General features: G+C 65.9%; 15 protein-coding genes. 10 read left to right on the top strand and 5 right to left on the bottom strand.

The features are described from left to right. The first annotated feature begins 161 nt into the window (after positions 1-161). The 3 genes from ttcA (at position 162) to XdyCFBP7245_RS08165 (ending at position 3,121) form a co-directional block, all read left to right on the top strand. Positions 162-1,076: a tRNA 2-thiocytidine(32) synthetase TtcA gene (ttcA, locus tag XdyCFBP7245_RS08175; protein WP_104615194.1), complete on the top strand. Its 915-nt coding sequence runs from the start codon at positions 162-164 to the stop codon at positions 1,074-1,076. Positions 1,077-1,136: 60 nt separating this feature from the next. Further along, on the top strand, positions 1,137-2,042 hold the full coding sequence (locus XdyCFBP7245_RS08170; protein WP_104615193.1) for a recombination-associated protein RdgC: 906 nt from the start codon (positions 1,137-1,139) through the stop codon (positions 2,040-2,042). A gap of 293 nt (positions 2,043-2,335) precedes the next feature. Next, the gene (locus tag XdyCFBP7245_RS08165; RefSeq protein WP_170068569.1) at positions 2,336-3,121 is read left to right on the top strand and encodes a YgjP family zinc-dependent metalloprotease; all 786 of its coding nucleotides are present in this window, start codon (positions 2,336-2,338) and stop codon (positions 3,119-3,121) included. A 441-nt stretch (positions 3,122-3,562) separates the two neighbouring features. Here XdyCFBP7245_RS08165 and XdyCFBP7245_RS08155 read toward each other — a convergent pair whose 3' ends face one another. Beyond that, positions 3,563-4,429: an alpha/beta fold hydrolase gene (locus tag XdyCFBP7245_RS08155; protein ID WP_104615190.1), complete on the bottom strand. Its 867-nt coding sequence runs from the start codon at positions 4,427-4,429 to the stop codon at positions 3,563-3,565. After that, a complete protein-coding gene (gene hemH / locus XdyCFBP7245_RS08150; protein WP_104615215.1) occupies positions 4,426-5,391 on the bottom strand; it encodes a ferrochelatase in 966 nt (321 codons plus the stop codon). Before hemH ends, XdyCFBP7245_RS08155 begins: the two co-directional genes overlap by 4 nt. 152 nt (positions 5,392-5,543) lie before the next feature. Between hemH and XdyCFBP7245_RS08145 the strand changes: the two genes are divergently transcribed. The 5 genes from XdyCFBP7245_RS08145 to XdyCFBP7245_RS08125 all read left to right on the top strand — a co-directional run bounded on the left by XdyCFBP7245_RS08145 (position 5,544) and on the right by XdyCFBP7245_RS08125 (position 8,725). Continuing rightward, a complete protein-coding gene (locus XdyCFBP7245_RS08145) occupies positions 5,544-6,449 on the top strand; it encodes a lipid-binding SYLF domain-containing protein (protein WP_170068568.1) in 906 nt (301 codons plus the stop codon). Between the two features lie 72 nt (positions 6,450-6,521). Continuing rightward, complete coding sequence (gene tatA, locus XdyCFBP7245_RS08140; RefSeq protein ID WP_104615188.1) at positions 6,522-6,767, top strand: Sec-independent protein translocase subunit TatA; 246 nt, start codon at positions 6,522-6,524, stop codon at positions 6,765-6,767. 15 nt (positions 6,768-6,782) lie between these two features. Then, positions 6,783-7,367 (top strand): Sec-independent protein translocase protein TatB, encoded by a 585-nt coding sequence (gene tatB / locus XdyCFBP7245_RS08135; protein WP_104615187.1) that lies wholly within the window; start codon positions 6,783-6,785, stop codon positions 7,365-7,367. After that, positions 7,364-8,101 carry a twin-arginine translocase subunit TatC gene (gene tatC / locus XdyCFBP7245_RS08130; RefSeq protein WP_104615186.1) on the top strand — a complete coding sequence of 246 codons (738 nt, stop codon included), beginning with the start codon at positions 7,364-7,366 and terminating at the stop codon, positions 8,099-8,101. Before tatB ends, tatC begins: the two co-directional genes overlap by 4 nt. A gap of 54 nt (positions 8,102-8,155) precedes the next feature. After that, positions 8,156-8,725: a hypothetical protein gene (locus XdyCFBP7245_RS08125; protein WP_244907781.1), complete on the top strand. Its 570-nt coding sequence runs from the start codon at positions 8,156-8,158 to the stop codon at positions 8,723-8,725. Positions 8,726-9,134: 409 nt separating this feature from the next. On the opposite strand, the gene XdyCFBP7245_RS08120 is transcribed toward XdyCFBP7245_RS08125, so the two are convergent. Together XdyCFBP7245_RS08120 and XdyCFBP7245_RS08115 are read right to left on the bottom strand one after the other, a co-directional pair. Further along, positions 9,135-10,034, bottom strand: coding sequence for a BPSS1780 family membrane protein (locus XdyCFBP7245_RS08120; protein WP_104615185.1), 900 nt, complete (start codon positions 10,032-10,034; stop codon positions 9,135-9,137). Positions 10,035-10,079: 45 nt separating this feature from the next. Then, positions 10,080-10,844: a glutamine amidotransferase gene (locus XdyCFBP7245_RS08115; RefSeq protein ID WP_104615184.1), complete on the bottom strand. Its 765-nt coding sequence runs from the start codon at positions 10,842-10,844 to the stop codon at positions 10,080-10,082. Positions 10,845-11,314: 470 nt separating this feature from the next. Here XdyCFBP7245_RS08115 and xopAD point away from each other — a divergent pair, with 470 nt between their 5' ends. Then, entirely contained in the window at positions 11,315-19,474 is an 8,160-nt protein-coding gene (xopAD, locus tag XdyCFBP7245_RS08110; RefSeq protein ID WP_104615183.1) for a XopAD/skwp family type III secretion system effector, read from the top strand. A gap of 416 nt (positions 19,475-19,890) precedes the next feature. Here the strand turns inward: xopAD and XdyCFBP7245_RS08100 are convergent, their stop codons facing one another. Next, positions 19,891-21,705: a GspE/PulE family protein gene (locus XdyCFBP7245_RS08100; protein ID WP_104615181.1), complete on the bottom strand. Its 1,815-nt coding sequence runs from the start codon at positions 21,703-21,705 to the stop codon at positions 19,891-19,893. Positions 21,706-21,793: 88 nt separating this feature from the next. Between XdyCFBP7245_RS08100 and glyQ the strand changes: the two genes are divergently transcribed. Continuing rightward, positions 21,794-22,702, top strand: a complete 909-nt coding sequence (glyQ, locus tag XdyCFBP7245_RS08095; RefSeq protein ID WP_055846691.1) for a glycine--tRNA ligase subunit alpha — start codon at positions 21,794-21,796, stop codon at positions 22,700-22,702. Positions 22,703-22,880 lie beyond the last annotated feature (178 nt).

Genomic DNA, 22,880 nt, shown 5'->3' with positions numbered 1-22,880 from the left:
CGGGAAATGACTGGGCGGGAGGCGCTCCCCCGTAGAAGAGGGCTTGCTCCCTTCCCCCGTGGACGGGGGAAGGTGCCCGAAGGGCGGATGGGGGCAGCCGCCTCTGGCCTCACGACCCAATCCCAATCCCAATCCGCCCCGGCAGCTACAATGAGCGGCTTATGACCGCTGTCCTGCCGCTGCCGCAACCCCTGGCCGATCCCGCGCCGCGCGACCCGCGCCAGCGGGTGCAGCGTGAGCAGCTGCGCCTGGGCAAACGGCTGCAACGCCAGGTGGGCCAGGCGATCGCCGATTTCGGCATGATCGCCGCTGGCGACAAGATCATGGTGTGCCTGTCCGGCGGCAAGGACAGCTACACCTTGCTGGACATGCTGCTGCACCTGCAGCGCAAGGCGCCGGTGCCGTTCACCTTGGTGGCGGTGAATCTGGATCAGAAACAGCCCGACTTCCCCGCCCATGTGCTGCCGGCCTACCTGCGCGAGTTGGGCGTGCCATTCGACATCGTCGAGCAGGACACCTATTCGGTGGTCAGCCGGGTGATTCCGGCCGGCAAGACCCTATGTTCGTTGTGCTCGCGGCTGCGGCGCGGCGCGCTGTCTGCCTATGCGCAAGCGCATGGGGTGACCAAGATCGCGCTAGGCCATCACCGCGACGACATCGTCGCCACGTTCTTCATGAACCTGTTTCACCACGCGCGGCTGGCCGCAATGGCGCCCAAGCTGCGCAGCGACGACGGTGCGCATGTGGTGATCCGCCCGCTGGCCTATGTGCGCGAGGCCGACATCGCCGAGTACGCGCAGGCGCGGCAATTTCCGATCATCCCGTGCAACCTGTGCGGTAGCCAGGAAAACCTGCAGCGCCAGCAGGTCGGCCGCATGCTGCAGCAGTGGGACCACGAGCAGCCCGGCCGGGTCGAGCAGATTGCGCGCGCGCTCGGCGACGTGCGCCCCGAGCAACTGGCCGACCGCACGCTGTTCGATTTCATGCGTCTGGGCCGCGTGCCCGATGCCACCACGGACGCGCCAGATTCCACTGCCTGGTTCGCCACTGGCGATGCCATACACGACAGCGACTGACGCGCCCACCCGGTCGCCGTCGGTCTTCCACCTCCACGTTTCTCTTCTTCGGTCTTACGCATGTTCTTTCGCAATCTCACCCTGTTCCGTTTTCCCACCACGTTGGATTTTTCCGAGATCGAGACGCTGCTGCCGCAGGTGCAGCTCAAGCCGGTCGGCCCGCTGGAAATGAGTTCGCGCGGTTTCATTTCGCCATTCGGCCGCGACGAGCAGGAAGTGCTCTCGCACCGCCTGGAAGAGTTCTTGTGGCTCACCATCGGTGGCGAGGACAAGATCCTGCCTGGCGCAGTGGTCAACGACCTGCTCGAGCGCAAGGTCGCCGAGATCGAAGAGAAGGAAGGCCGTCGCCCCGGCGGCAAGGCCCGCAAGCGCCTCAAGGACGACCTGATCCATGAGCTGCTGCCGCGCGCCTTCGTCAAGAGCTCGCGTACCGACGCGATTCTGGACCTGCAAAACGGCTACATCGCGGTCAACACGTCCAGCCGCAAGAGCGGCGAGAACGTGATGAGCGAGATCCGCGGCGCGCTCGGCAGCTTCCCGGCGTTGCCGTTGAATGCCGAAGTCGCACCACGCGCCATCCTCACCGGCTGGATCGCCGGCGAGCCGCTGCCCGACGGCCTGAGCCTGGGCGAAGAATGCGAAATGAAGGACCCCATCGAAGGCGGCGCGGTGGTCAAGTGCCAGCATCAGGAACTGCGCGGCGACGAAATCGACAAGCACCTGGAGGCCGGCAAGCAGGTCACCAAGCTGGCGTTGGTGCTGGACGACAATCTGTCGTTCGTGCTCGGCGACGATCTGGTGATCCGCAAGCTCAAGTTCCTCGACGGCGCGCTGGACCAGCTCGAACACAGCGACGACGATGGCGCGCGTGCCGAACTCGATGCGCGTTTTGCGTTGATGAGCGCAGAAATCCGCCGGCTGTTCCTGCTGCTGGAAACCGCGCTGAAGTTGAGCAAGGCGGAGTAATCCGTACACCACCAGCCGCGCTTGTCAGCGCGGCTGGTGGTGTATTCCATCGTGCGGTTCATCTCTCGCACAGCGATTCGCACTGCGTGGCACGCACTACATCCGCCAGTCGTTGATGGCGCCGCGTGCATGCCCAGTGCCTGGCATCCCGCGCTGTGCGCGTGTCATGCCGACGCACAGTGACGCCATCCACGTCGCGTCCGAACCAGCCAGCCCTCCGACGTCGTCCACGCATTGGCAGCAACGCCGCCGGCGTCTCACCACCTGACACATCGCAGCGCTATCCTGTGCCCATGTTCAAGCCCGTCCGCCGCCTGATTGCGCCGCCCTCGCAGGTTGTCCAACGCGACTGCGTGCGCGTGCAACTGGAAGGCCGCGAGATCGAGGTGCTGCGCGTGCGCGACTCACGCGCGCGGCGCATCAAACTCAGTGTCGACGAACGCGGTGCGCGGCTCACCTTGCCGCTGCGGGCCAGCCTGATCTCCGGCGAACGGTTCCTGCATGCGCATCTGGATTGGCTGAGCACGCAATTGTCGCGGTACCAGCAGGTCGATGCGTTTCCTGCATTGGAACGCGGTGTGTCCGGGCTGCTGCCGTTGCGTGGCGTCTTGCTCCCGCTGCACTGGCACGAAGGCCGTTACACGCGCATCGAAGTCGATGAGGCAGGCGCGCATTTCCACGTGCCGTCCCGGCTGGGCTACGCCGGCCTGCGTCGCACGCTGAAGGAATTCTACGAAGCGCAGGCACGCGCCGACGTCGGCCGCTGGTTGCCCACCTATCTGCCCGGCTTGCCGCGCCCGCCCACGCGTCTGCGGCTCAAGGTGATGTCGTCGCAATGGGGCTCGCTCGCCCCGGATGGTTCGATGGCGCTGGACCTGGCGCTGGTCCTCGGCCGCCCGTCCGCATTCGAATACGTGTTGGTGCACGAGCTCTGCCATCTGCTGCAGGCCAATCACTCGCCCGCGTTCTGGGCCGAAGTGGAACACCGCTTCCCCGCCTGGCGCGACGAGCGCAGTTACTTCCACGAACACGGCCGCCAACTCAAGGCGCAGCTGCGGCGGTTGTTGCAGGGCGAGTGACGCAAACGTCGCTGCAGAAAAGCCACTGCTGCCCTGGCTCTTGCAATGATCCGCATGCGCCTTGAATCCAATCATGGTTCATCAGCAACATGCCGATCACGCGTGATGGCACGCTTGGTTAACGCCACGCGTACGACGCAGCCCTGGCAAGTTGCCGGCAAGCCTGCGCTGACAGCCACGCAAAGTGCGATGTCAGGGCACTCTCCGTTGCCGCCGCGCCTGTATCCAGCGTGCCACCCGACGTCCAGTGCTCTGCGTGACACGCCACCAACCACACCTGCTGCAACAGCAGGCGATCATCGGCAGTCAAGTGTGGCGTCGCGTGCACCGTGTCGAAAAACGTCCACGGCGCATTCCACACAGCGAAGGATTCAATCGCAGTGACCACACGGATGGGATCTGCCATCGCGTCAGCTTATCTGCGGATCGCGCATGCCTGCATCACGGCTGTGGTAGCGTCGCCAAAAACCCATTGATTACCGCCGCCACCGCCTGCGGTGCTTCCATATGCACATGGTGGCTGCCCGGCAGCAGGTGCAGGCGGGCGTCCGGCACCATGGCCACACGGTGATCGCGCAGGGTGTCGGAGAAATACGGCTGCCCCGGCGTGGCGAAGATGGCCTGGGTGGGGCACGCGATGGCGGCCAGCAGCGCGTCGATCTGCGCTTCGGTCATGCGGATGGCGGTGGGCAAGGTCAGGCGCGGGTCGGTGCACCAGCTGTAGCCGCCTTCGACCACGCGCAGGCCGCGTTCCACCAGCAAGCGCGCCGCCGGCTCGGTGAGTTGATTGGCCATCATGCGTGCGCGCACCGGCGCTTCCATCGAGCTGAAGACACGCAGCGGCCGTTGCGGCAGGGTGCGGGTCGAGCGCACGGAGTCGCGCAACCGCTCGGCGGTGCTTTCCACCGGTTCGCCCAACGCCCCCAGCGCTTCGATCACCACCAAGGCCTCGATGCGCTCCGGCGCGGCGGCGGCCATCAGGCTGGCGACACCGCCGCCCAGCGAGTGGCCCAACAACGTGAAACGGTCCCAACCCAATGCATCGGCCACCTGCAGCAGATTGTGGATTGCGCTGCTCAGCGTGTATTCGGCGCCCGTCGGCAGCCACGCACTGTGGCCGTGACCGGGCAGGTCGAGCAGCACCAGATCCAGATCGGGCGCGCGCAGATGCGCACTGAGCGGGACAAAGCTGACCGCGTTATCGAGCCAGCCGTGCAATGCCAGCACCCGGCGTGGCCCGCGGTCGGTGTTGCGCAAGCCGGTGACACGCCCAATCGCCAGCTCGCACGCAAACGGCTCCAACCTCACGCGCGGCGTACCAATGCGGCCAGTGCCTGCGCGTGCGGTGGGGCGGCGTTGAGGCAGGGAATATAGCTGAGCGTAGCGCCACGCTCGGCCAGCGTTTCGGCAAAGCCCAGCGCCACTTCTTCCAGCGTCTCGAGACAATCGGTGGCAAAGCCGGGGCACACCAGGTCGAAGCTGCGCACGCCGCCTTCGGCCAGCGCCCACAGCGTCGGTTCGGCATACGGCTGTAGCCAGCGCTCGGCACCGAAGCGCGACTGGTAGCCCATCTGCCACTCGTCCGGGCCCAGGCCCAATGCGCTCACGATCGCCTGCGCGCTGCGTTCGCATTGCTGCGGATACGGGTCGCCGGCTTTGGCCACGCGTTGCGGCAGGCCGTGGAAGGAAAACATCAGCTTCTCGCTGCGCCCGTGCACCTGCCAATGCGCGCGGATGGAGTCGGCGATCGCCGCTACCCAGCCTGCGTCCTCGCAGTACTCCTGGATCACGCTGACCTCCACCTCCGGCGCGCTGGGCCGCCACGCATCCACCACGTCCTGGATCGAGGCGGTGGTGGTGGTCGAATACTGCGGATACAGCGGCAACACCACGATGCGCTTGATGCCGCGCGCGCGCAGGCCATCGAGCGTCTTGCGCAGGGCGGGCTCTCCGTAACGCATGGCCCATTCCACCTGCCAGTCGGGCATCGCGTCCTTCAGGCCTTCGGTCAGGCGGCGTGTGTACACCGCCAGCGGCGAGCCGTCGGGCAGCCACACCTTGGCGTATTTTTCCGCCGACTTGGGGCCGCGGATCGGCAGGATCACCCCATACAGTAGTGGCTTCCAGAACAGCGGCGGGATCGCGACCACGCGGCGGTCGCTGAGGAACTCGGCCAGGTAGCGGCGCACGGCCGGGGCGGTCGGCGATTCGGGGGTGCCGAGGTTGACGACCAGCAGGGCGGTATCAGGAGTGGTGTTCATGCCGACCATTCTGGCAGAGCCGGGCAGGACTGCCGAGGACAGCGCATCAATCGTCCCGATCTGCGCCGTCTTGCCGCCGGATGCGCTCACCACCGATTCATTGCGCCAGCACTAACGTCGCCGCATTGCTATCTTTGACGGATCGTCCTTTGGAGCTTGTCATGCCTGGTTTGTCGCGTCTGGCCCTGTTGTTGTCGCTGACCTTCGCCGCCGGCCACGCCGTTGCCGGCCCGGAAGAGGACCAGCGTGCGCGTAACGCAGTGCGGGTGCTCAACGAGATCATGAAGATTCCCGAGCAGTCCATCCCGGACAAGCTGCTCGACGAGGCGCGGGCCATCGTGGTCATCCCCGACACGCTCAAGGCCGGCCTGGTGATCGGCGGCCGCCGAGGCCATGGGTTGATGTCGATGAAGAACGCCGACGGCAGCTGGTCGCAGCCGGTGTTCGTCAAGCTCACCGGCGGCAGCATCGGCTTTCAGGCCGGTGTGCAGTCCTCCGACGTGGTGCTGGTGTTCCGCAACGACCGCAGCCTGGACAACATCGTCAACGGCAAGTTCACCCTCGGCGCCGATGCCGGCGTGGCTGCCGGCCCGGTGGGCCGCAACGCCGCTGCCGCTACCGATGGCCAGCTCAAGGCCGAAATCTGGTCGTGGTCGCGCGCCCGTGGGCTGTTCGCCGGCGTGGCGCTGGATGGCGCAGTGCTGCAGATCGACGACGCCGCCGACCTCAACTCCTACGGCGGCGGCGCCACCCCGCGCATGATCTTCGAAGGTCGCACTAATGAGCGCCCGTCCACCGACGTGATCGCCTTCCGCGATCGTCTGGAAGAAGTCACCTACACCGCGCGCGCCAATCGCAGCAGCGACGGCGACAGCGACGACACCGCGCCGTCACCGCCAGCGCGCGCGCCAAGCGCAGCCCCGGCAGCGCAATCGGCCCCGCCGCCGCCGGCCAACGAGGCCAGCACGGTGCCGATGCAGCCCAGCACCACGCCGCCTCCGCAGCAGGGGTTCCAGTCGGTGTCCGATGGCGAAATCCGCACCGAATCACTAGACGGCAACCGCTAAGCCGCTGTCATCCCCCTGCGCGGTGCGCTGGGGTATCCTGAGCCTTCCTTCTTTTCAGCAAGCGAGCAGATCATGGGCAGTTTCGGCATTGGGCACTGGCTGATCGTGCTGGTGATCGTGTTGCTGGTGTTCGGTACCAAGCGTCTCACCAGCGGTGCCAAGGATCTCGGCAGCGCGGTCAAGGAATTCAAGAAAGGCATGCACGACGACGACAAGCCGGCCGGCAAGCTCGGCGACGACTCCCGCACTGCCGAGCAGGCGCGCGAGGCCGAGCAGGCGCGCGAGGCGCAGGCTGAACGCGACCGCGACGCGCGCTGATCCGGAGCAGCGTCGGTGTTTGACATAGGTGTTGGCGAACTGACGCTCATTGCGATTGTCGCCCTGGTGGTGCTAGGTCCCGAGCGGCTGCCCAAGGCGGCCCGTTTCGCTGGACTGTGGGTGCGCCGTGCGCGCATGCAGTGGGATTCGGTCAAGCAGGAGCTCGAGCGCGAGCTGGAAGCCGACGAACTCAAGCGCAGCCTGCAGGACGTGCAGGCCTCACTGCGCGAAGCCGAAGGGCAATTGCGCAACACCCAGCAGCAGGTCGAAGACGGTGCGCGCGGGCTGCATGAGCAGGCACGCGGCCTGCACGACGAGCTCGGCCGCGATATCGACATCCGCACCAGCGCCACTCCGGTGGCCGCACCGCTGGAGCTGCCCGCCGATGCGCCGGTGGTGCTGGCGCCGGGCAGCGTGCAACCGCATACACATGTGCCGGGGCCGTCCCCGGTCATCGCCCAGGCGCAGCCGATTGCGCCGGCGCCCCGGCAGACGCTGGTGCCGGCTCCGCACGGCAGCCTGGCCTCCACGTCGGTGAACGCGCAGGGCGCGACCGCACCAACGACCGCAACTAGCAGCACCCAGGAGAAGGCGCCTTGAGCCTGTTCGACGACGCACAGGCCGAAAGCAGTCTGATCGAGCATCTGGTCGAATTACGCGCCCGTCTGGTGCGCGCACTGATCGGTCTGGGCGTGGTGTTGCTGGCGCTGCTGCCGTTCTCGCGCGCGATCTATTCCTGGCTGGCCGCACCGCTGGTCTCGCAGCTGCCGCTGGGGCAGACCATCGTTGCGGTCAATCCGGCCGGCGCGTTCTTCGCCCCGCTCAAGCTCACCTTCTTCGTGGCGGTGTTTTTCAGCGTGCCGTGGCTGCTGTATCAGGCCTGGGCGTTCGTGGCCCCGGGCTTGTATCAGCGCGAGAAGAAACTGGCATTTCCGTTGCTGGCCTCGGCGGTGGCGCTGTTCTACATCGGCTGCGCGTTCGCCTACTTCCTGGTGTTGCCGGCGGTGTTCCACTTCCTGACCACGTTCAAGCCGGACATCATCGCAATTACTCCCGACGCCAATTCGTACCTGGACTTCGTGCTGGCGATCTTCTTCGCCTTCGGCGCCAGTTTCGAGTTGCCGGTGGCGCTGGTGATCCTGGTACTGATGGGCTGGGTCAGCCCCAAACAGCTCAGCGACGGCCGCGGCTACGCCATCGTCGGCATCTTCATCCTGGCCGCCGTACTCACCCCGCCGGACGTTGTCTCGCAGCTGATGCTGGCCATCCCCATGTGCCTGCTTTATGAGCTGGGCATCATCGCCTCGCGGGCTGTGGTGCCGAAGAGCGCTTAGTCTGCGCAAAGTCCCCGGGCTGGTTTGGGAATGCAGAGAACCGTATCAGAGCAGTTGTTCGAAACCTTCTGCGCGCACCATCGGCTGGACTGTCAGCGGATCGCCGAGACATCCACCCGCACGCCCGATTATCACGTGTGGCTTGGCAGCACGGTGGTAGCTGTAGAGATCAAGCAGATTGAAAGTACGCGCGGAATCGATCCGGATGGCGCATGGTCCAGGACGATCGGTTGGCACGTGCGCCAGAAGATTTCCGAGGCGCGGGCTCAGCTGCGTGTGGCTGCCAGTGCCGGTATGCCGACCGTGTTGCTGATTCACAACACCGTCGATCCGTTCCAGTTGTTCGGCACCGAACAACACGACTTCCTGAGCGCCATGTATGGCGAGCTGACAGTCCGTATCGATACATCCGGAAAGGCTGCGAGTAGTTTCTACCACGGCCGTCATGCTGCCTTGAGAGAGAACGCCAATACGTCCTTCAGCGGCGTGGGACACCTGCGCGCAACGCGCTCCGGTGCAGAGGTGACCGTTTACGAGAACGTATTTGCTGCGCATGCATTGCCGTTCGGCGAGATACCCGACTGCATTGCGGTCGTTCGCGTGGAGCTCGACCAGACGGACTGACCGATCGAACATCGTAGGAGCGCACCCGGGCGCGACGGGCGTTCCCGGGAAGGCCTCGTCGCGCCCGGGTGCGCTCCTACGGTTCTGCGGGATCGGGCGGTAATACATCCGGACGCGAGGGCGGCGGAGCTCGATCAGATGGACCGACACTGCGCAGACCGATCGAACATCGTAGGAGCGCACCCGGGCGCGAGGGGCATTACCGGGAAGGCCTCGTCGCGCCCAGGTGCGCTCCTACGGTTCTGCGGGATCGGGCGGCAACACATCTGGACGCGAGGGCGGCGTGGGCTCGATCAGGTGGACCGACACTGCGCAGACCGATCGAACATCGTAGGAGCGCACCCGGGCGCGACGGGCGTTACCGGGAAAGCTTCATCGCGCCTAGGTGCGCTCCTACGGGTTTGCGGGATCAGGCGGCAAACACGTCCGGCCGCGAGGGCGGGGTGGGCTGTGCGGTGGCGCCTTCGTGTGTGAACATCTGCTTCCACGCGGCGTAGACCGAGCCGGCGAAGACCGGCATCAGCACCGCCATCAGCAGCAGCTGCGCCAGCCACATCGCCACGGTTTGCCCCGCCACCAGGCCGACGATCAGCGCGACGATCATCACCGCGAAATAGATCGCGAAAATGACGATGAAGGCAAGCACGAAGAACACCAGCATCGCCGGCAGGTTGTGCAGGCTGGCGCGCAGGCTTTCGCGCAGCGCATGACCGCCGGTACTGCGGTCGAACATCACCTGCGGCGGCATCACAAACAGCGCCATCGTCATCGCCGCAAACGTGGCGATGGTCAGCAGCAGCCACAGCAGGATGCGCCCGGCCGGCAGGCTGGCGGCAAGTTGCTCGATCTGCACCGGGTCCGGCTGCGCGCCGGACTGGCTGATCTGGTTGATCTTGAGCATCACCTCGGACAACTGCTGCAACCCGTTGGCGCCGATCATCGCCAGCAGCAGCACGCCCAGCAGCAGGCCGGCGATCAGCTGAGGCAGCAGCGACACCAGCAGGTGCGGCGCGCGGCCGTCCTGCAGGCCGTGCAGCAGGTGCGATGGCTTGGCGATGCGGCCCTCGTCGACCTCACGGATCGCCCACAGCATGCCGCCCATGAACAACGGGCCGGCCAGCACCAGCAGGAACTGCAGCGCCGGGCCCAGCAGCGGCACCAGCACCGACAGCGACACCACCAGCGAGGCGGCCACGCTCCAGATCACCCCCAGCGAGCCAAGCGCCAGCGGCGCCCGCTTCAACAGCGAGAAACCGGTCAACAGCCATTCTGCGCCGGCAGATGCCGGCACCTTGCGAATTTCGCTCATTCCCATTCCGGATCGATACGCACCGGACCATCCGGCGTAACGCGATTATCGCTGCTTTTGCGTGTGCGCGGCGGGATGGGCGTTCACTGTTTGCAGGCCGCGTGCGTGACGCACGAACCGGCGCAGCAGCTTGCGGGCGACCGGGGCGGCGGTAACCTCGCGGGCGACCGTGCGGGCGCAGTGGCCGTGGCGGGCAATGCATTCGGCACGTGCGCGCACGTAGCCGCGCATATGGTGGGTGGCGAACTCCGGGTGGAACTGCACGCCCCAGGTGGCGCGGCCCCAGCGAAAGGCGTGGCAGCGGTCCTGACGCGAATGCGCCAGCACGATGGCACCGTCCGGCGCGCGCACCACCGTCTGCAGGTGGGTGGCATGGGCCGGAAACTGGGCCGGAAGGCCTGCAAACAATGGGTCCTGTTCGGCCGGCGGGTGCAGCTCCAGCGCGATGGTGCCGGACTCGCGGCCGGCCGGGTTGTAGTCGACTTCGCCGCCCAGCGCGTGGGCCAGCAGCTGATGGCCGTAGCAGATGCCCAGCAACGGCTTGCCGTCATGGGCGGCGTCGCGCAGCCATTGGGCACTGCGCTCGCTCCAGTCGGCACGGTCGGTGACGAAGGCGGCCGAGCCGCTGATGATGATGCCGGCAAAGCGGCCGCGGTCCGGCAGGTCGTCGCCATTGGCGACATCGATCACCACGGTTTCGTGTTCGGCCAGCCCGGCCGCCACGCGGATCCAGTGCGGAAAGCGGCCGTATCGCTTCATCTCCGGCACGGGGTGACCGGTTTCGATGATCAGGAACGGCAAAACGGACATGCGCGACAACCCGGACACGACAGATGCCCCCGATTGTAGGCGGCAGTGGCGCGTTTTTTTCAAGCGGCACCCAAATGCGCGCGCCGCGGGTCATTGCCGAATGACATGTCCTGATTCCCTTGCGGCTAGATGGAGGTGATGGTGACGGTGGTCGCCGATGACTGTGGCACGCCCTGTTTATCGGCAGAAAAGCGCGCGACTGGACTGACAGGGCGTTTGCGCCGTCGCTGTGGTCAGGTCGATACAAGGTTCTGCAGGATTCGCGTAAAAAGCATCGAGGTGTGCCTAACCCTCAAACACTGTCCCTGACGGCCGCAGAGTACCCAGCCGTGCCGGCGTGCTGCATCCCAGACGTTCAATCCATGCAATGCATTGGGGGCCATTGGCCCAACTCGCAGCCGGCGTCGCACACGTCGTCGAGGCTTCGTATTGACGAAGCCGCTTGCGGCCGGATTGACTAAATTTCGGGCATGAAAACCTATGCCACCAACCCAAATGCGTTCCGCACACCCTTGTCTTCCGCTCATGAGGAACAGCCCGGGCCAGCGGAGGATCAGGCAACAGCCAGTACCAGGGGCAACCATTCACCACTTGGACGGCCGCCTAGCAAACGGCGACGGGTAGAGTCGGATGAACCTGGGGCGTCGATGCCAGACAGGAAGCCCTTGCCTGTGAATAAGCGAACCGGAGCTAGCGAAGGTGCATGGGACCGGCGCCTTGGGCAATCGGTCGCCCGCTCACACTGGCCCGATGACCCCACCGACCAGCACGGTATCGCACCCGATCGGCGCCTGGACAGAGTGCCCGCCGACGTCAGCGTCGCCTCGTCGCATCGCAGGCCACAACGACCAACGCATGATGGTTTGGAGGCGAGGGTCAATCTTCGATCGACCGATCAGCAGTCCGACCGGATCGCAGGAAAACGACCGCGCGAAGAGCAAGAACCCCATCGGCAGCCAAAGCGGCCCATCCATGGCGCGAGGTTGACGACGGCAGACCTTCGCATGGCCGAAAATCAGCTGGACTCGGCGGCAAAAAAACAGCTGCAGGTGCAGCGACAGCAGCAGCGGCGACAGTTGAGTGAGTCCAGGGGAATCGCTCGGAACCACAACGCTGGCCTGTGCGTGTCCATGGCAGATGACAACGCGCTGGCACGTCACATGCGTGACGGCATGGCTTTGCCGTTCCTGGAAGCGGAGATCGCCCCGCAAATCAACGCGCAGCGGCTAGATAAATATCTTCAGATGATTGCCCAGGCACGGCACGCCAGGGGGGGCGGCGCCATGCTCCGTGATCTCGATCGTTGCACCAAGCTCGCGGCGCAGTATCTCTGCGAGACCGAGTGGTTCAACGGTGCATCGCTGGCGCAGCTGGCGCATGTGAGCAACAAGCTGAGCAAGCACCCGAACCAGCCAGCGTGCATGGATGCAATCGGGTGGATCGCCGGACAGCTCAATCAGGCCGATGATCTGGTGGGGCTGAGTGGCTACCTGTCGGCGCTTCTCCTGAACGCCTTCGCAAAGAATATCGACAGCGGCAGGTGTGAACGCGCGGTGGCTCGCTTGGCACGTCACCTGCTGCGTGACGACCGAGTCCGGCAGTCTTTGAACGCGTGGGAAATTAGCCTGGCACTCAACACCTTCAGCAAGTGGTTCGATCATCCGGATTGCCAGGCCACGGCGCACCGGCTCGCCGCGCTTGTCGCCAGCGACAAACGCCTGCGCTCTGCAATGGATGCGCAGAGCGTGGCCAATACGCTCAACGCCCTGTGCAAATGGCCCGACAACACGGCCTGCGCGGCCGCCGCCAGCGCGCTGGCCGGGCGGCTGGCCGACGACGGCAAATTGCGCAAGGACCTCAAGCCGCAAGAAGTGGGCAATGCGCTCAATGCCCTGAGCAAATGGCCCGATAACACGGACTGTGCGGACGCTGTCAGTGCGCTGGCCGAGCGGCTGGCCGATGAGGGCAAATTATGCAAGTCCCTGGACCGGCAAGGCGTGGCCAATGCGCTCAATGCCATGAGCAAATGGCCCGACAACGCGTTCTGTGCGGACGCTGTCAGTGCGCTGGCCGAGCGGCTGGCTGACGAGAGTAGGTTGCGCAAGGACCTCAAGCCGCAAGAAGTGGCCAATACGCTCAACGCCCTGAGCAAATGGCCTGACACGCCGGACTGCAAGAATGCCGCCAACGCGCTGGCGACACGGCTGGCCGCCGAGAGCAGATTGCGCGACGACCTCAATGCGCAAGGCGTGGCCAATGTGCTCAATGCCCTGAGCAAATGGCCCGACAACGCGGTGTGTGCGGCCGCCGCCAGCGCGCTGGCCGCACGGCTGGCCGACGAAAGCAAGTTGCGCAAGGACCTCAAGCCCAAACACGTGGGCAATGCGCTCAATGCCCTGAGCAAGTGGCCCGACAATACGGACGGTGCGGCCGCTGTGAGTGCGCTGGCCGAGCGGCTCGCCGACGACGGCGCGTTGCGCAAGGCCCTGGACCCCATCGACGTATCCCAAGCGCTCAATGCCCTGAGCAAATGGCCCGACAATACGGCCTGTGCGGACGCTGTCAGTGCGCTGGCCGAGCGGCTGGCTGACGAGAGCGAGAGTAGGTTGCGCAACGACCTCAATGCGCAAGGCGTGCCCAATGGGCTCAACGCCCTGAGCAAATGGCCCGACATGCCGGACTGCAAGAATGCCGCCAACGCGCTGGCCGCACGGCTGGCCACCGAGAGCAAATTGCGCAAGGCCCTCGACCCGCAAGGCGTGGCCAATGTGCTCAATGCCCTGAGCAAATGGCCCGACAACGCGGTGTGTGCGGCCGCCGCCAGCGCGCTGGCGGCACGGCTGGCAGACGAGCGCAACTTGCGCAACGACCTCAATGCGCAAGGCGTGGCCACCGCGTTCAACGCCCTGAGCAAATGGCCCAACAACACGGACTGTGCGGCCGCCGCCAGCGCGCTGGCGGCACGGCTGGCAGACGAGCGCAACTTGCGCAACGACCTCAATGCGCAAGGCGTGGCCACCGCGTTCAACGCCCTGAGCAAATGGCCCAACAACACGGACTGTGCGGCCGCTGTCAGTGCGCTGGCCGAGCGGCTGGCCGCCGATCCCGGGTTGCGCAAGGCCCTGGACCCCAACCACGTGACCCAAGCGCTCAATGCAATGAGCAAATGGCCCGACAACGCGGTCTTTGCGGCCGTCGCCAGCGCGCTGGCCGCACGGCTGGCAGACGAGAGCAGATTGCGCAACGACCTCAATGCGCAAGGCGTGGCCACCGCGCTCAACGCCTTGTGCAAATGGCCCGACAACACGGCCTGTGCGGCCGCTGTCAGTGCGCTGGCCGAGCGGCTGGCCGCCGATCCCGGGTTGCGCAAGGCCCTGGACCCCATCGACGTGACCCAAGCGCTCAATGCGCTGAGCAAATGGCCCGACAACGCGGTCTGTGCGGCCGCTGTCAGTGCGCTGGCCGAGCGGCTGGCCGCCGATCCCGGATTGCGCAAGGCCCTGGACCCCATCCACGTGACCCGAGCGCTCAATGCCCTGAGCAAATGGCCCGACAACACGGTCTGTGCGGCCACCGCCAGCGCGCTGGCCGGGCGGCTGGCCGCCGAGAGCAGCTTGCGCAACGACCTCGGTACGAAAGGCGTGGCCACCGCGCTCAACGCCTTGTGCAAATGGCCCGACAACACGGCCTGTGCGGCCGCCGCCAGCGCGCTGGCCGAGCGGCTTGCCGACGACGGCGCGTTGCGCAAGGCCCTGGACCCCATCGACATGTCCCAAGCGCTCAATGCCCTGAGCAAATGGCCCGACAACACGGTGTGTGCGGCCGCCGCCAGCGCGCTGGCCGAGCGGCTTGCCGACGACGGCGCGTTGCGCAAGGCCCTGGACCCGCAAGGCGTGGCCGTTGCGCTCAACGCCTTGAGCAAATGGCCCGACGCGCCGGCCTGCGAGGCGGCCATCGACCTGTTGGCTGCGAGGCTGGCTGAGGACCACAAGCTGCGACACCTGTTGGAAGCGCAAGACGTGGCCATGGCGCTCAATGCGATGAGCAGATCTTTCGCAAGGCCGGCGTGTCAATCGGCGGGGGGACTGCTCGCCGAGCGCGCAGGCTCGGCCGATCTGCCCTGGCAGCAGTTCGAGATGCGTGGGATCTCCATGGTGGCGAACACGATGTCCCGCCTGCTGCACCTGGACGATGAGCAGTTCCAGACCTTGGGTGTCGCCAAGCTGCAGTCCATGGCTGGGCACCTGGACCTGCACCGCGATCGTTTTGCGTCCGCCTCGGCCACGGAGATTGGGGTGATCTTCAAGGCCCTCGCATCGGCGCGGCTTCAAGCCCAGATGCGTCCGCTGGGACAGCCAGCGCTGGCGCGGGTGTCGCGCCTGGTCGGGGATGATGGATTACGCCAGACCAGCCTTGAGGGGATCGGCAGCCTCTGCATGGGACTGTTGCCGCTTATCCGCAGTCCTGACTTGGCCCCCCGTCATCGGGGCCAGGCATTGCGCCTGTTCAACACGTTGCAACCCATCGCCGCGCGCAAGATCGACCTGTACCTGAGCGGCGGTGGCGGGCGGTCGTCTGCCGACATCGAACAGCACGCAACGCGCTGCCCGGCGCTGACCTTCTACCAGGTGCTTAAGGCCTACGCGGTGGTGAGCCGGCAATGGAAAGCGCGCAACGTTGAAGGCTCGCGCAACGACCTACGCGAGCGCCGCGAACAACTGGCGAACTGGGTGGATCTGACGCTGGAGCGGACCCGCAAGGCGATTGAGGCGGACCTCGGCGAGATGAGCTGGAACCTGATCGCGCAGATCGAAGCCGGCGATCAGGCGTTCGACGCCCTGGACCTGCGCATGGCGAAGGAAGCGCCGATGATTACCCAGGCCCATCCACCGACCCGCTTTGACCTGGACAGTGGGCGCCTGAGCATGTGCTCGGTTCCTGGCCAGCCGGTTGTGCCGGCCACCGGCCACGGCAGCACGACGCATGTCGTGGTCGATCTGCTGGGTAGGGAAATCTCGAATAACCAGACCGAAGCGGACAAGCCGTACTCGCTGTTTGCGCGTCTGACCGGCCTGCCGCTGGTGGAGGTGCAGCTGCCCGGGGAGATTTCGACATTCATGCTCGCGCGGACGTTCAACTACAACGGTGAGCCCTGGCGCTTCGACATGTTCGGCGGCAGCCGCGCCGCGCGCAGCAAATCGGGCAGCAGCAGCCTCGTGCTGTCTCGCGGACCAGAGATGGCATCGATGCTGCCGGCGTTCCGCTATTCCGACACCGCTCCGGGCAGCAGCCTGATGCAGCTGGCTGCCAAGCTCGCTCCGCAACGCGAGGACTGGTCGCGCATGCAGCGATCACTGTTGGAGATGGTACCGAGTGACCATGTCGTGGAGGGCACCCTGCGCCTGGGAATGTTCGATGACGTCGACGGACCTGCGCATCCGTTCAAGCCGTTGGCAGCGGATGGAACTGCCTTGGCGTTGTGCCCCAACGATGGCTGCGGCTTTCTGAAATTGGAGGTGGCCTTGCGCATCCCCGCCTTCCGTAAGCATTACGAGGCTTGGCACGCCGTGCAGGCGAACCAGGCCAGCCAAGCGCAGCGAGATCTGGTTGCCAAGGACAAGGGCCCTTCGCTGATGCCAGCGCAGGCGCTGCAGCACTACCCGCGCGACGAGGCGGCGCTGGAAGAAGCGCACGAGGCGATGCAGCGCCAGCTCGAGGCGCTTCAGCCCGTAGCGGGTGAAGCCCTGGCGCTGTACAGGCTTGCCGTCGGCGGCGGCTACCAGGGCCAGAGGGTCCGGGCGGTGCCCTCCGCCGACGACAACGTGCATCTGCCGCGGCAGCGCAGCCAGGCCTTCGACGCTGCAGGCGGCCCCTTGCTGCTCGGCAAGCCACCCTACGACAAGGAGAATCTGCTGCCGGTGCCGGAGGACCGCGTCGCGACCGCGGCCAAGGGCGACGCCACCGCCGAGTTCCTCTCGCAGTCCTTCGGCATCCAATACAGCTACACCGGGTTCGACGATCGCTCCGGCGTTGATGCCCAGATGCTGCACAGCAAGGGCATGCTGGTCGTCGTTCCCGAGAACAATTGGCCCGTCGATTTTGCCGACACGGACCTGGTCTGCTCCAAGGAAGATCTGAAGACGCTGTCGCGCTGGACGAACGGCCGCGACCGTAGTGCTTTGCCGCGCGACATGCTCAGCACCGGCAGCCTGCGGCTCAAGGACATTGTGGAGCCTGGGCGTCTGGGGGCACTGCCGATTGCCGAATTGCGCAAACGCAACATGGACACCGACGGGGACGACGCCTTCGTTTACGCAGGCTATCCCAAGCTGGCCGCGCTGATTTCGCGTGTGATGGTTGATCGCGAGCGCAGGCGCGGTCGGCAACAGTCCTTCAAGCCGCCGAAGACGGCAACCCCGGCCATCGACCCGGTCAGCGGCCACTACCAGGCCGGACGGCTGTCGGAGATCATGTCCCTCAAGCGCGGTCAGCAAATCACCTCTGCGGCCGCCACCCTGGCCGCGCGCTTCATGGCGCAACCGGACGACCTGCGCGAAGCGCTTGCACGCAACATGATGTTCGGCACCTACGATGGCATCGAGCGCGAGTTGCGCACCGGTTTGCGCGAGCTGCTCGAAGGGGAGGCCCGCGATCCCCTGGTTTTGGCGCAGCTGCGCGTCCAGGCGCGCGAGGCGATCGAACGCGCCCACCTGCCCGAGGCGCGCGAAGCTGCCGAATTGCTGCACACGCAGCTGCTCGCGCTTGAGCCGGGCTCGGCTGCCATCAGCGCCGCGCCGCGTCTGCCCGACGCACTGGCTGAGGCGTTTCCAAGCCTTGCCAAGGCCTATGACGCCGCGTCCGATGTAGAAGCACGCATCCACGCCATCCTTGACAACTATCCGGCGTGCCGGTTGTCGCACGCGCAGTTCCCGGACGGGCAACCAGGGTTCATCCCCGGCGAGCCGGAACTGACGATGCGCAACCTGTTCACCATCGCGATCAAGGTCGGCACCGATGCGCTGAAGTCCGACACCGGCACGGCGCTGTTCGGCAAGATCGTGGACGCGTGCGAACGCTCCGAACGGGGATTCGCCGAGCGGGTCCGCATCGTGCCGTACAGCAAGGCGACCGCCCGGGCAATGCAGGAGGGGCGCTTCGATCCCGAACAGACCAAGGGACTTCTGCAGCGCATGCCGTCGATGGCCGCTGGCGTCATGGAAGACGCGCTTCACGCGCTCCAGCAGGCACGCCTGATCGACCCGCCGCAGCCGCCAGCGGCGCGTCTGCGCGCCGTCCAGCCAGAGGACATTGCGTCTGAGGCGCAGGCCTTGCTGACGCGTGCGCGCCGGATGGAACCCCAGGTCACCGACATGCTGCGGGGCGTTGCCGAGCGCCATGGGGGGCAACTGGCCGGAACACAGCATCAACTGAAGTCGCTCGGCTCGTTGAAGGAAAAGCTTACGCAGCGGATGGCGTTGAAAAAGCAGACGCTGGAAGAAGCGGCAGCCGGCGTCAACGATGCGCTGCGCTACAGCGTGGTCCTGGAACCGCAGGACTTTACCGCCGGTCTGCGCGCTGTGCTGGCCGCACTGGACGATCGCGGGCATGCACGTATCAGGCTGACCAATCAATTCACCCGGCACCTGGCACCCTTCAAGGCAATCAATGTCACGCTGCGAAGCCCGGAAGGTGCGCTGTGGGAGATCCAGTTCCACACGCCGGAGACCTTCGGGCTCAAGGAGCAATTCCACGATCTTTACAAGCACGCACATGCGTTGGCGCTTGGCGGCGCTTCGCGGGCCGAGCAGCGCAAGCTGCAGACGCCTGCGCTGGAGGCATTCGATCGCGTCGCGTCGCCGCCAGAGTGCGAGGAGATCGACGAGTGGCACGAAGAGACCGTCCCGGCGTTGGCAAGCACCCCCCCGACGCTCGACTCCAGGCGCAATCCAGTCAGTGCAGACACCTCGCCTGCATACACCGTGTTCAACATCGCAACAAGCAAGCACGAGGCGCTGACGCCGGTGTTCGACACGCTGGCCGAGGACCTCGGCCTGCAGCTTTGGGGGAACGTGCGCTACAACGCTGCAGACGACCGGATCGAGCAGGTGCAACACGCCCCGTTCCAGAAATCGGTCGTATCGATCAAGGACAAGATTCGGCGCCATCTGCGAGCCGGCATGACAGCAGAACAGGCCAATCAGAGCGTGGGCGATGCGCTGCGTTATGCGCTTGAGTTGCCTTCCGAAGATTTCGTGGCGAAGGTGTTGGCCGCAAATGACGCGCTGCACCGGCAAGGGATGAGGTGTGTAACGCTGAAAAACTACTTTGTCTCAGGAGACGGTACCTACAGGGGCATCAATGCCGGCTTCACCGATGCCGAGGGCTATGCGTTTGAAGTGCAGTTCCATACTGCCGAGAGCTTCAAAGCCAAGGCGCAAACGCACGTGCTGTACAAACGGATGCAGTTGGCACAGACCAGACTTGACAGGGAGAAGCAAAAACCTCAACCCGACCCTGTCAGGCAGGCGAGCCTGACGCAGGAGATCGCAGGGCACAAAAAGACGATGCACGAGATGACGACAAACGTACGCAAGCCTGCCAGTGTCGAGAGTCTGGGTGGTCGCACATGAGGCTCCATCAACGGTCCGGAACTTCGGGAGCTTCGATTCTTGACACGATCGCGCTGCGCGCCAGACAGAAGCTTGTACCGCAAGCGCAGGGGCGCGGTGTTCCAGTGCTGTGGGAACATCGTGGCGCGTGCGGCTCGCAGTCCGAAAACGGCGTGGAAGCCGGATGCCTCTGGGCGTACGCGCTCACCGACAACACGTTGGCGGCCGCTTCAATGGATGGCGACGAGACGAGCGACTGAAGTGCCGTAGCGAAGGTGAGGGATCGGCAAGATCCCTCGCTCTCCGCCAAAGCGTTTTTCACCACTCCCTGCCCGCCCTCGATGCCTCGGGGCGTCGAGGGCCTTCCTACGGATCATGCCCGCGCGTGCCGGCCGCAAAACGCGCAAGCGGCGTGCTCAGCAGGGCTGAGGACTTGCCTATTCCCGCGGCGGCAGCACCGAGAGCACTTCTTCGATGGTGGTCAGCCCGGCGGCGACCTTTTCCAGGCCGGTGCGGCGCAGGGTGCGCAGGCCGTCGCCGCGGGCGGCCTGGCTGAAGCTGGCCAGGTCGGTGTCGGCGCGGATCAGGCTGCGCAAACGCGGGCTCACCGGCAGCAATTCGTACAGGCCCACGCGGCCCAGATAGCCGGTGCGGCGGCATTCCAGGCAGCCGACCGGGGCGTGCACGTTGAGCGTGTCCGGCAACGCTTCGCCCGGTTCGCGGATCGCCGCCCAGTCGTCCTCGCTGAGCGTGTGCGGACGCTTGCAGTGCACGCACAGCGTGCGCACCAGGCGCTGTGCCAGCACGCCGTTGAGCGTGGAGGCAACCAGGTAATGCGGCACGCCCAGATCCAGCAAACGGGTGATCGCCGACGCCGCATCGTTGGTGTGCAGCGTGGACAGCACCAGATGCCCGGTGAGCGAGGCCTGCACCGCCATCTGCGCGGTTTCCAGGTCGCGGATTTCGCCGATCATGATGATGTCCGGGTCCTGCCGCAGCAGCGTGCGCACGCCGCTGGCGAAATCCAGGTCGATGTTCTGCTGGACCTGCATCTGGTTGAATTCCGGCGCGATCATTTCGATCGGGTCTTCCACGCTGCACACATTCACATCCGGGGTGGCCAGGCGCTTGAGCGTGGAGTACAGCGTGGTGGTCTTGCCCGAACCGGTGGGGCCGGTCACCAGCACGATGCCGTGCGGGCGCTCGACCAGCGCGCTCCAGCCGGCGGCTTCTTCGGGGCTGAAACCCAGTTGCTCGATGCTCTTGAACGCCGAATCCGGGTCGAAGATACGCATCACGCACTTTTCGCCGAACGCGGTGGGCATCGTTGACAGGCGCATTTCCACCTCGCGCCCACCCGGCGAGCGGGTCTTGATACGGCCGTCCTGCGGGCGGCGGCGCTCGGCCAGGTCCATGCGGCCGAGCACCTTGATGCGGCTGACCACCGCGGTCATCACCGACGGCGGTACTTCCAGCACCTTGTGCAGCACGCCGTCGATGCGGAAGCGCATGCGCCCGGCCTCGCGGCGCGGCTCCAGATGGATGTCGCTGGCCCGTTGCTCGTAGGCGTATTGCAGCAGCCAATCGACGATATGCACGATGTGGTGATCGTCGGCATTGACGTCGCCGGCGCGGCCCAGTTCCACCAGTTGTTCGAAGCTGGGCAGGCCCGCTCCCGGCTCGGCACTGCGTGCATCGCCACGCGCGCCACGCACCGATTGGGTCACGCCGAAGAACTCCATCGTGTAGCGATGCAGGTCCAGCGGGTTGATCAGCGCCAGCTCGATGCGGCGGCGGCTCAGGTGCTGCACGTCGGCCAGCCACTCCAGCGCCAGCGGCTCGCTGGTGGCGATCAGCACGCGCTCGGCATCCAGTGCCAGCGGCAGGATGCGGTGGCGGCGCGCGTAGGCATGCGAGACCACGCCGGTGACGGCGGCGACATCGATGCGGGTGGGGTCGATACGCAGATAGCGCAGCCCGGTGCGGGTGGCCAGCCATTCGGTGAGCCGCTCCAGGCCGAGTTCGCCGGCCGGCGCCTGCGCGGCATGCAGCTTGAGGTTGGCCAGCAGCACCAGCGGATGCACTTCGCTGGCGTTGCGTACGCCGGCGGCGGAGAACTGCACACGCTCGTGTTCGTGCGGTACCACCATGCCGTCTGACAGCAGGGCGGCGGCCACCGGGTCGAACATCAGCCGGCCGCGCGGCAGGATCGTCGCTGCGCTGTCCGGGTCGGCGTTGCGCCGCTGTTCCATGCTGGTTCCCCTGCCGCGATGCTCCCGCGGCAAAGCGCCGCGGGTGGGCCGGTATACTAGCGCACCCCTTTCGCACGGCCCTTGCTGCATGTCCGATTCCCGCCGCGTTCCAATCACGTTCCAGGGCCTGATCCAGACCCTCAACCAGTACTGGGCCGATCAGGGCTGCGTGCTGATCCAGCCGCTGGACCTGGAAGTGGGTGCGGGCACGTTCCACCCGGCCACCTTCCTGCGCGCGCTGGGCCCGGAGCCGTGGAATGCCGCCTACGTGCAGCCCTCGCGCCGTCCCACCGACGGCCGCTACGGCGAAAATCCCAACCGGCTGCAGCGGTACTACCAGTACCAGGTGGCGATGAAGCCCAACCCGGACAACATCCAGGACCTGTACCTGGGCTCGCTCAAGGCGCTGGGCATCGACCCGCTGGTACACGACCTGCGCTTTGTCGAAGACAACTGGGAGTCGCCCACGCTCGGTGCCTGGGGCCTGGGCTGGGAAGTCTGGCTCAACGGCATGGAGGTGACCCAGTTCACCTACTTCCAGCAGGCCGGCGGACTGGAGTGCAAGCCGGTGCTGGGTGAGATCACCTATGGGTTGGAACGGCTGTGCATGTATCTGCAGAGCTGCGACAACGTCTACGACCTGGTGTGGACCTACGGCCCGGACGGCAGCCCGGTGAGCTATGGCGATGTCTACCACCAGAACGAAGTGGAGCAGAGCGCCTACAACTTCGAGCATGCCAATGTGGAAGAGCTGTTCCACCGCTTCGATGCCTGCGAAGCCGAGGCCAAGCACCTGATCGAGGTCGGCCTGCCGTTGCCGGCGTATGAGCAGGTGACCAAGGCCAGCCACGCGTTCAACCTGCTGGATGCGCGCCGCGCGATCAGCGTGACCGAGCGCCAGCGCTACATCCTGCGCGTGCGCGCGCTGGCCCAGGGCGTGGCGCAGGCGTATCACGCGCAGCGCGAAAAGCTGGGGTTTCCCGGCGTCAAACGCTGATGCTGTTGCCTTCCCCCGCTGGCGGGGGAAGGTGCCCGAAGGGCGGATGGGGGCAGCACGCCGTCGCCGCCGCGCAACCCTCATCCGGCGCATCGCGCCACCTTCTCCCGCTTGCGGGAGAAGGACATCATCAAGCCACCTTCGTCGATTGACGAACGAAGGCAAAACCAAGGTCCGA

Source organism: Xanthomonas dyei, from assembly GCF_002939865.1.
GTDB lineage: Bacteria > Pseudomonadota > Gammaproteobacteria > Xanthomonadales > Xanthomonadaceae > Xanthomonas > Xanthomonas dyei.
This window is presented reverse-complemented; position numbering and strand designations above follow the sequence as displayed.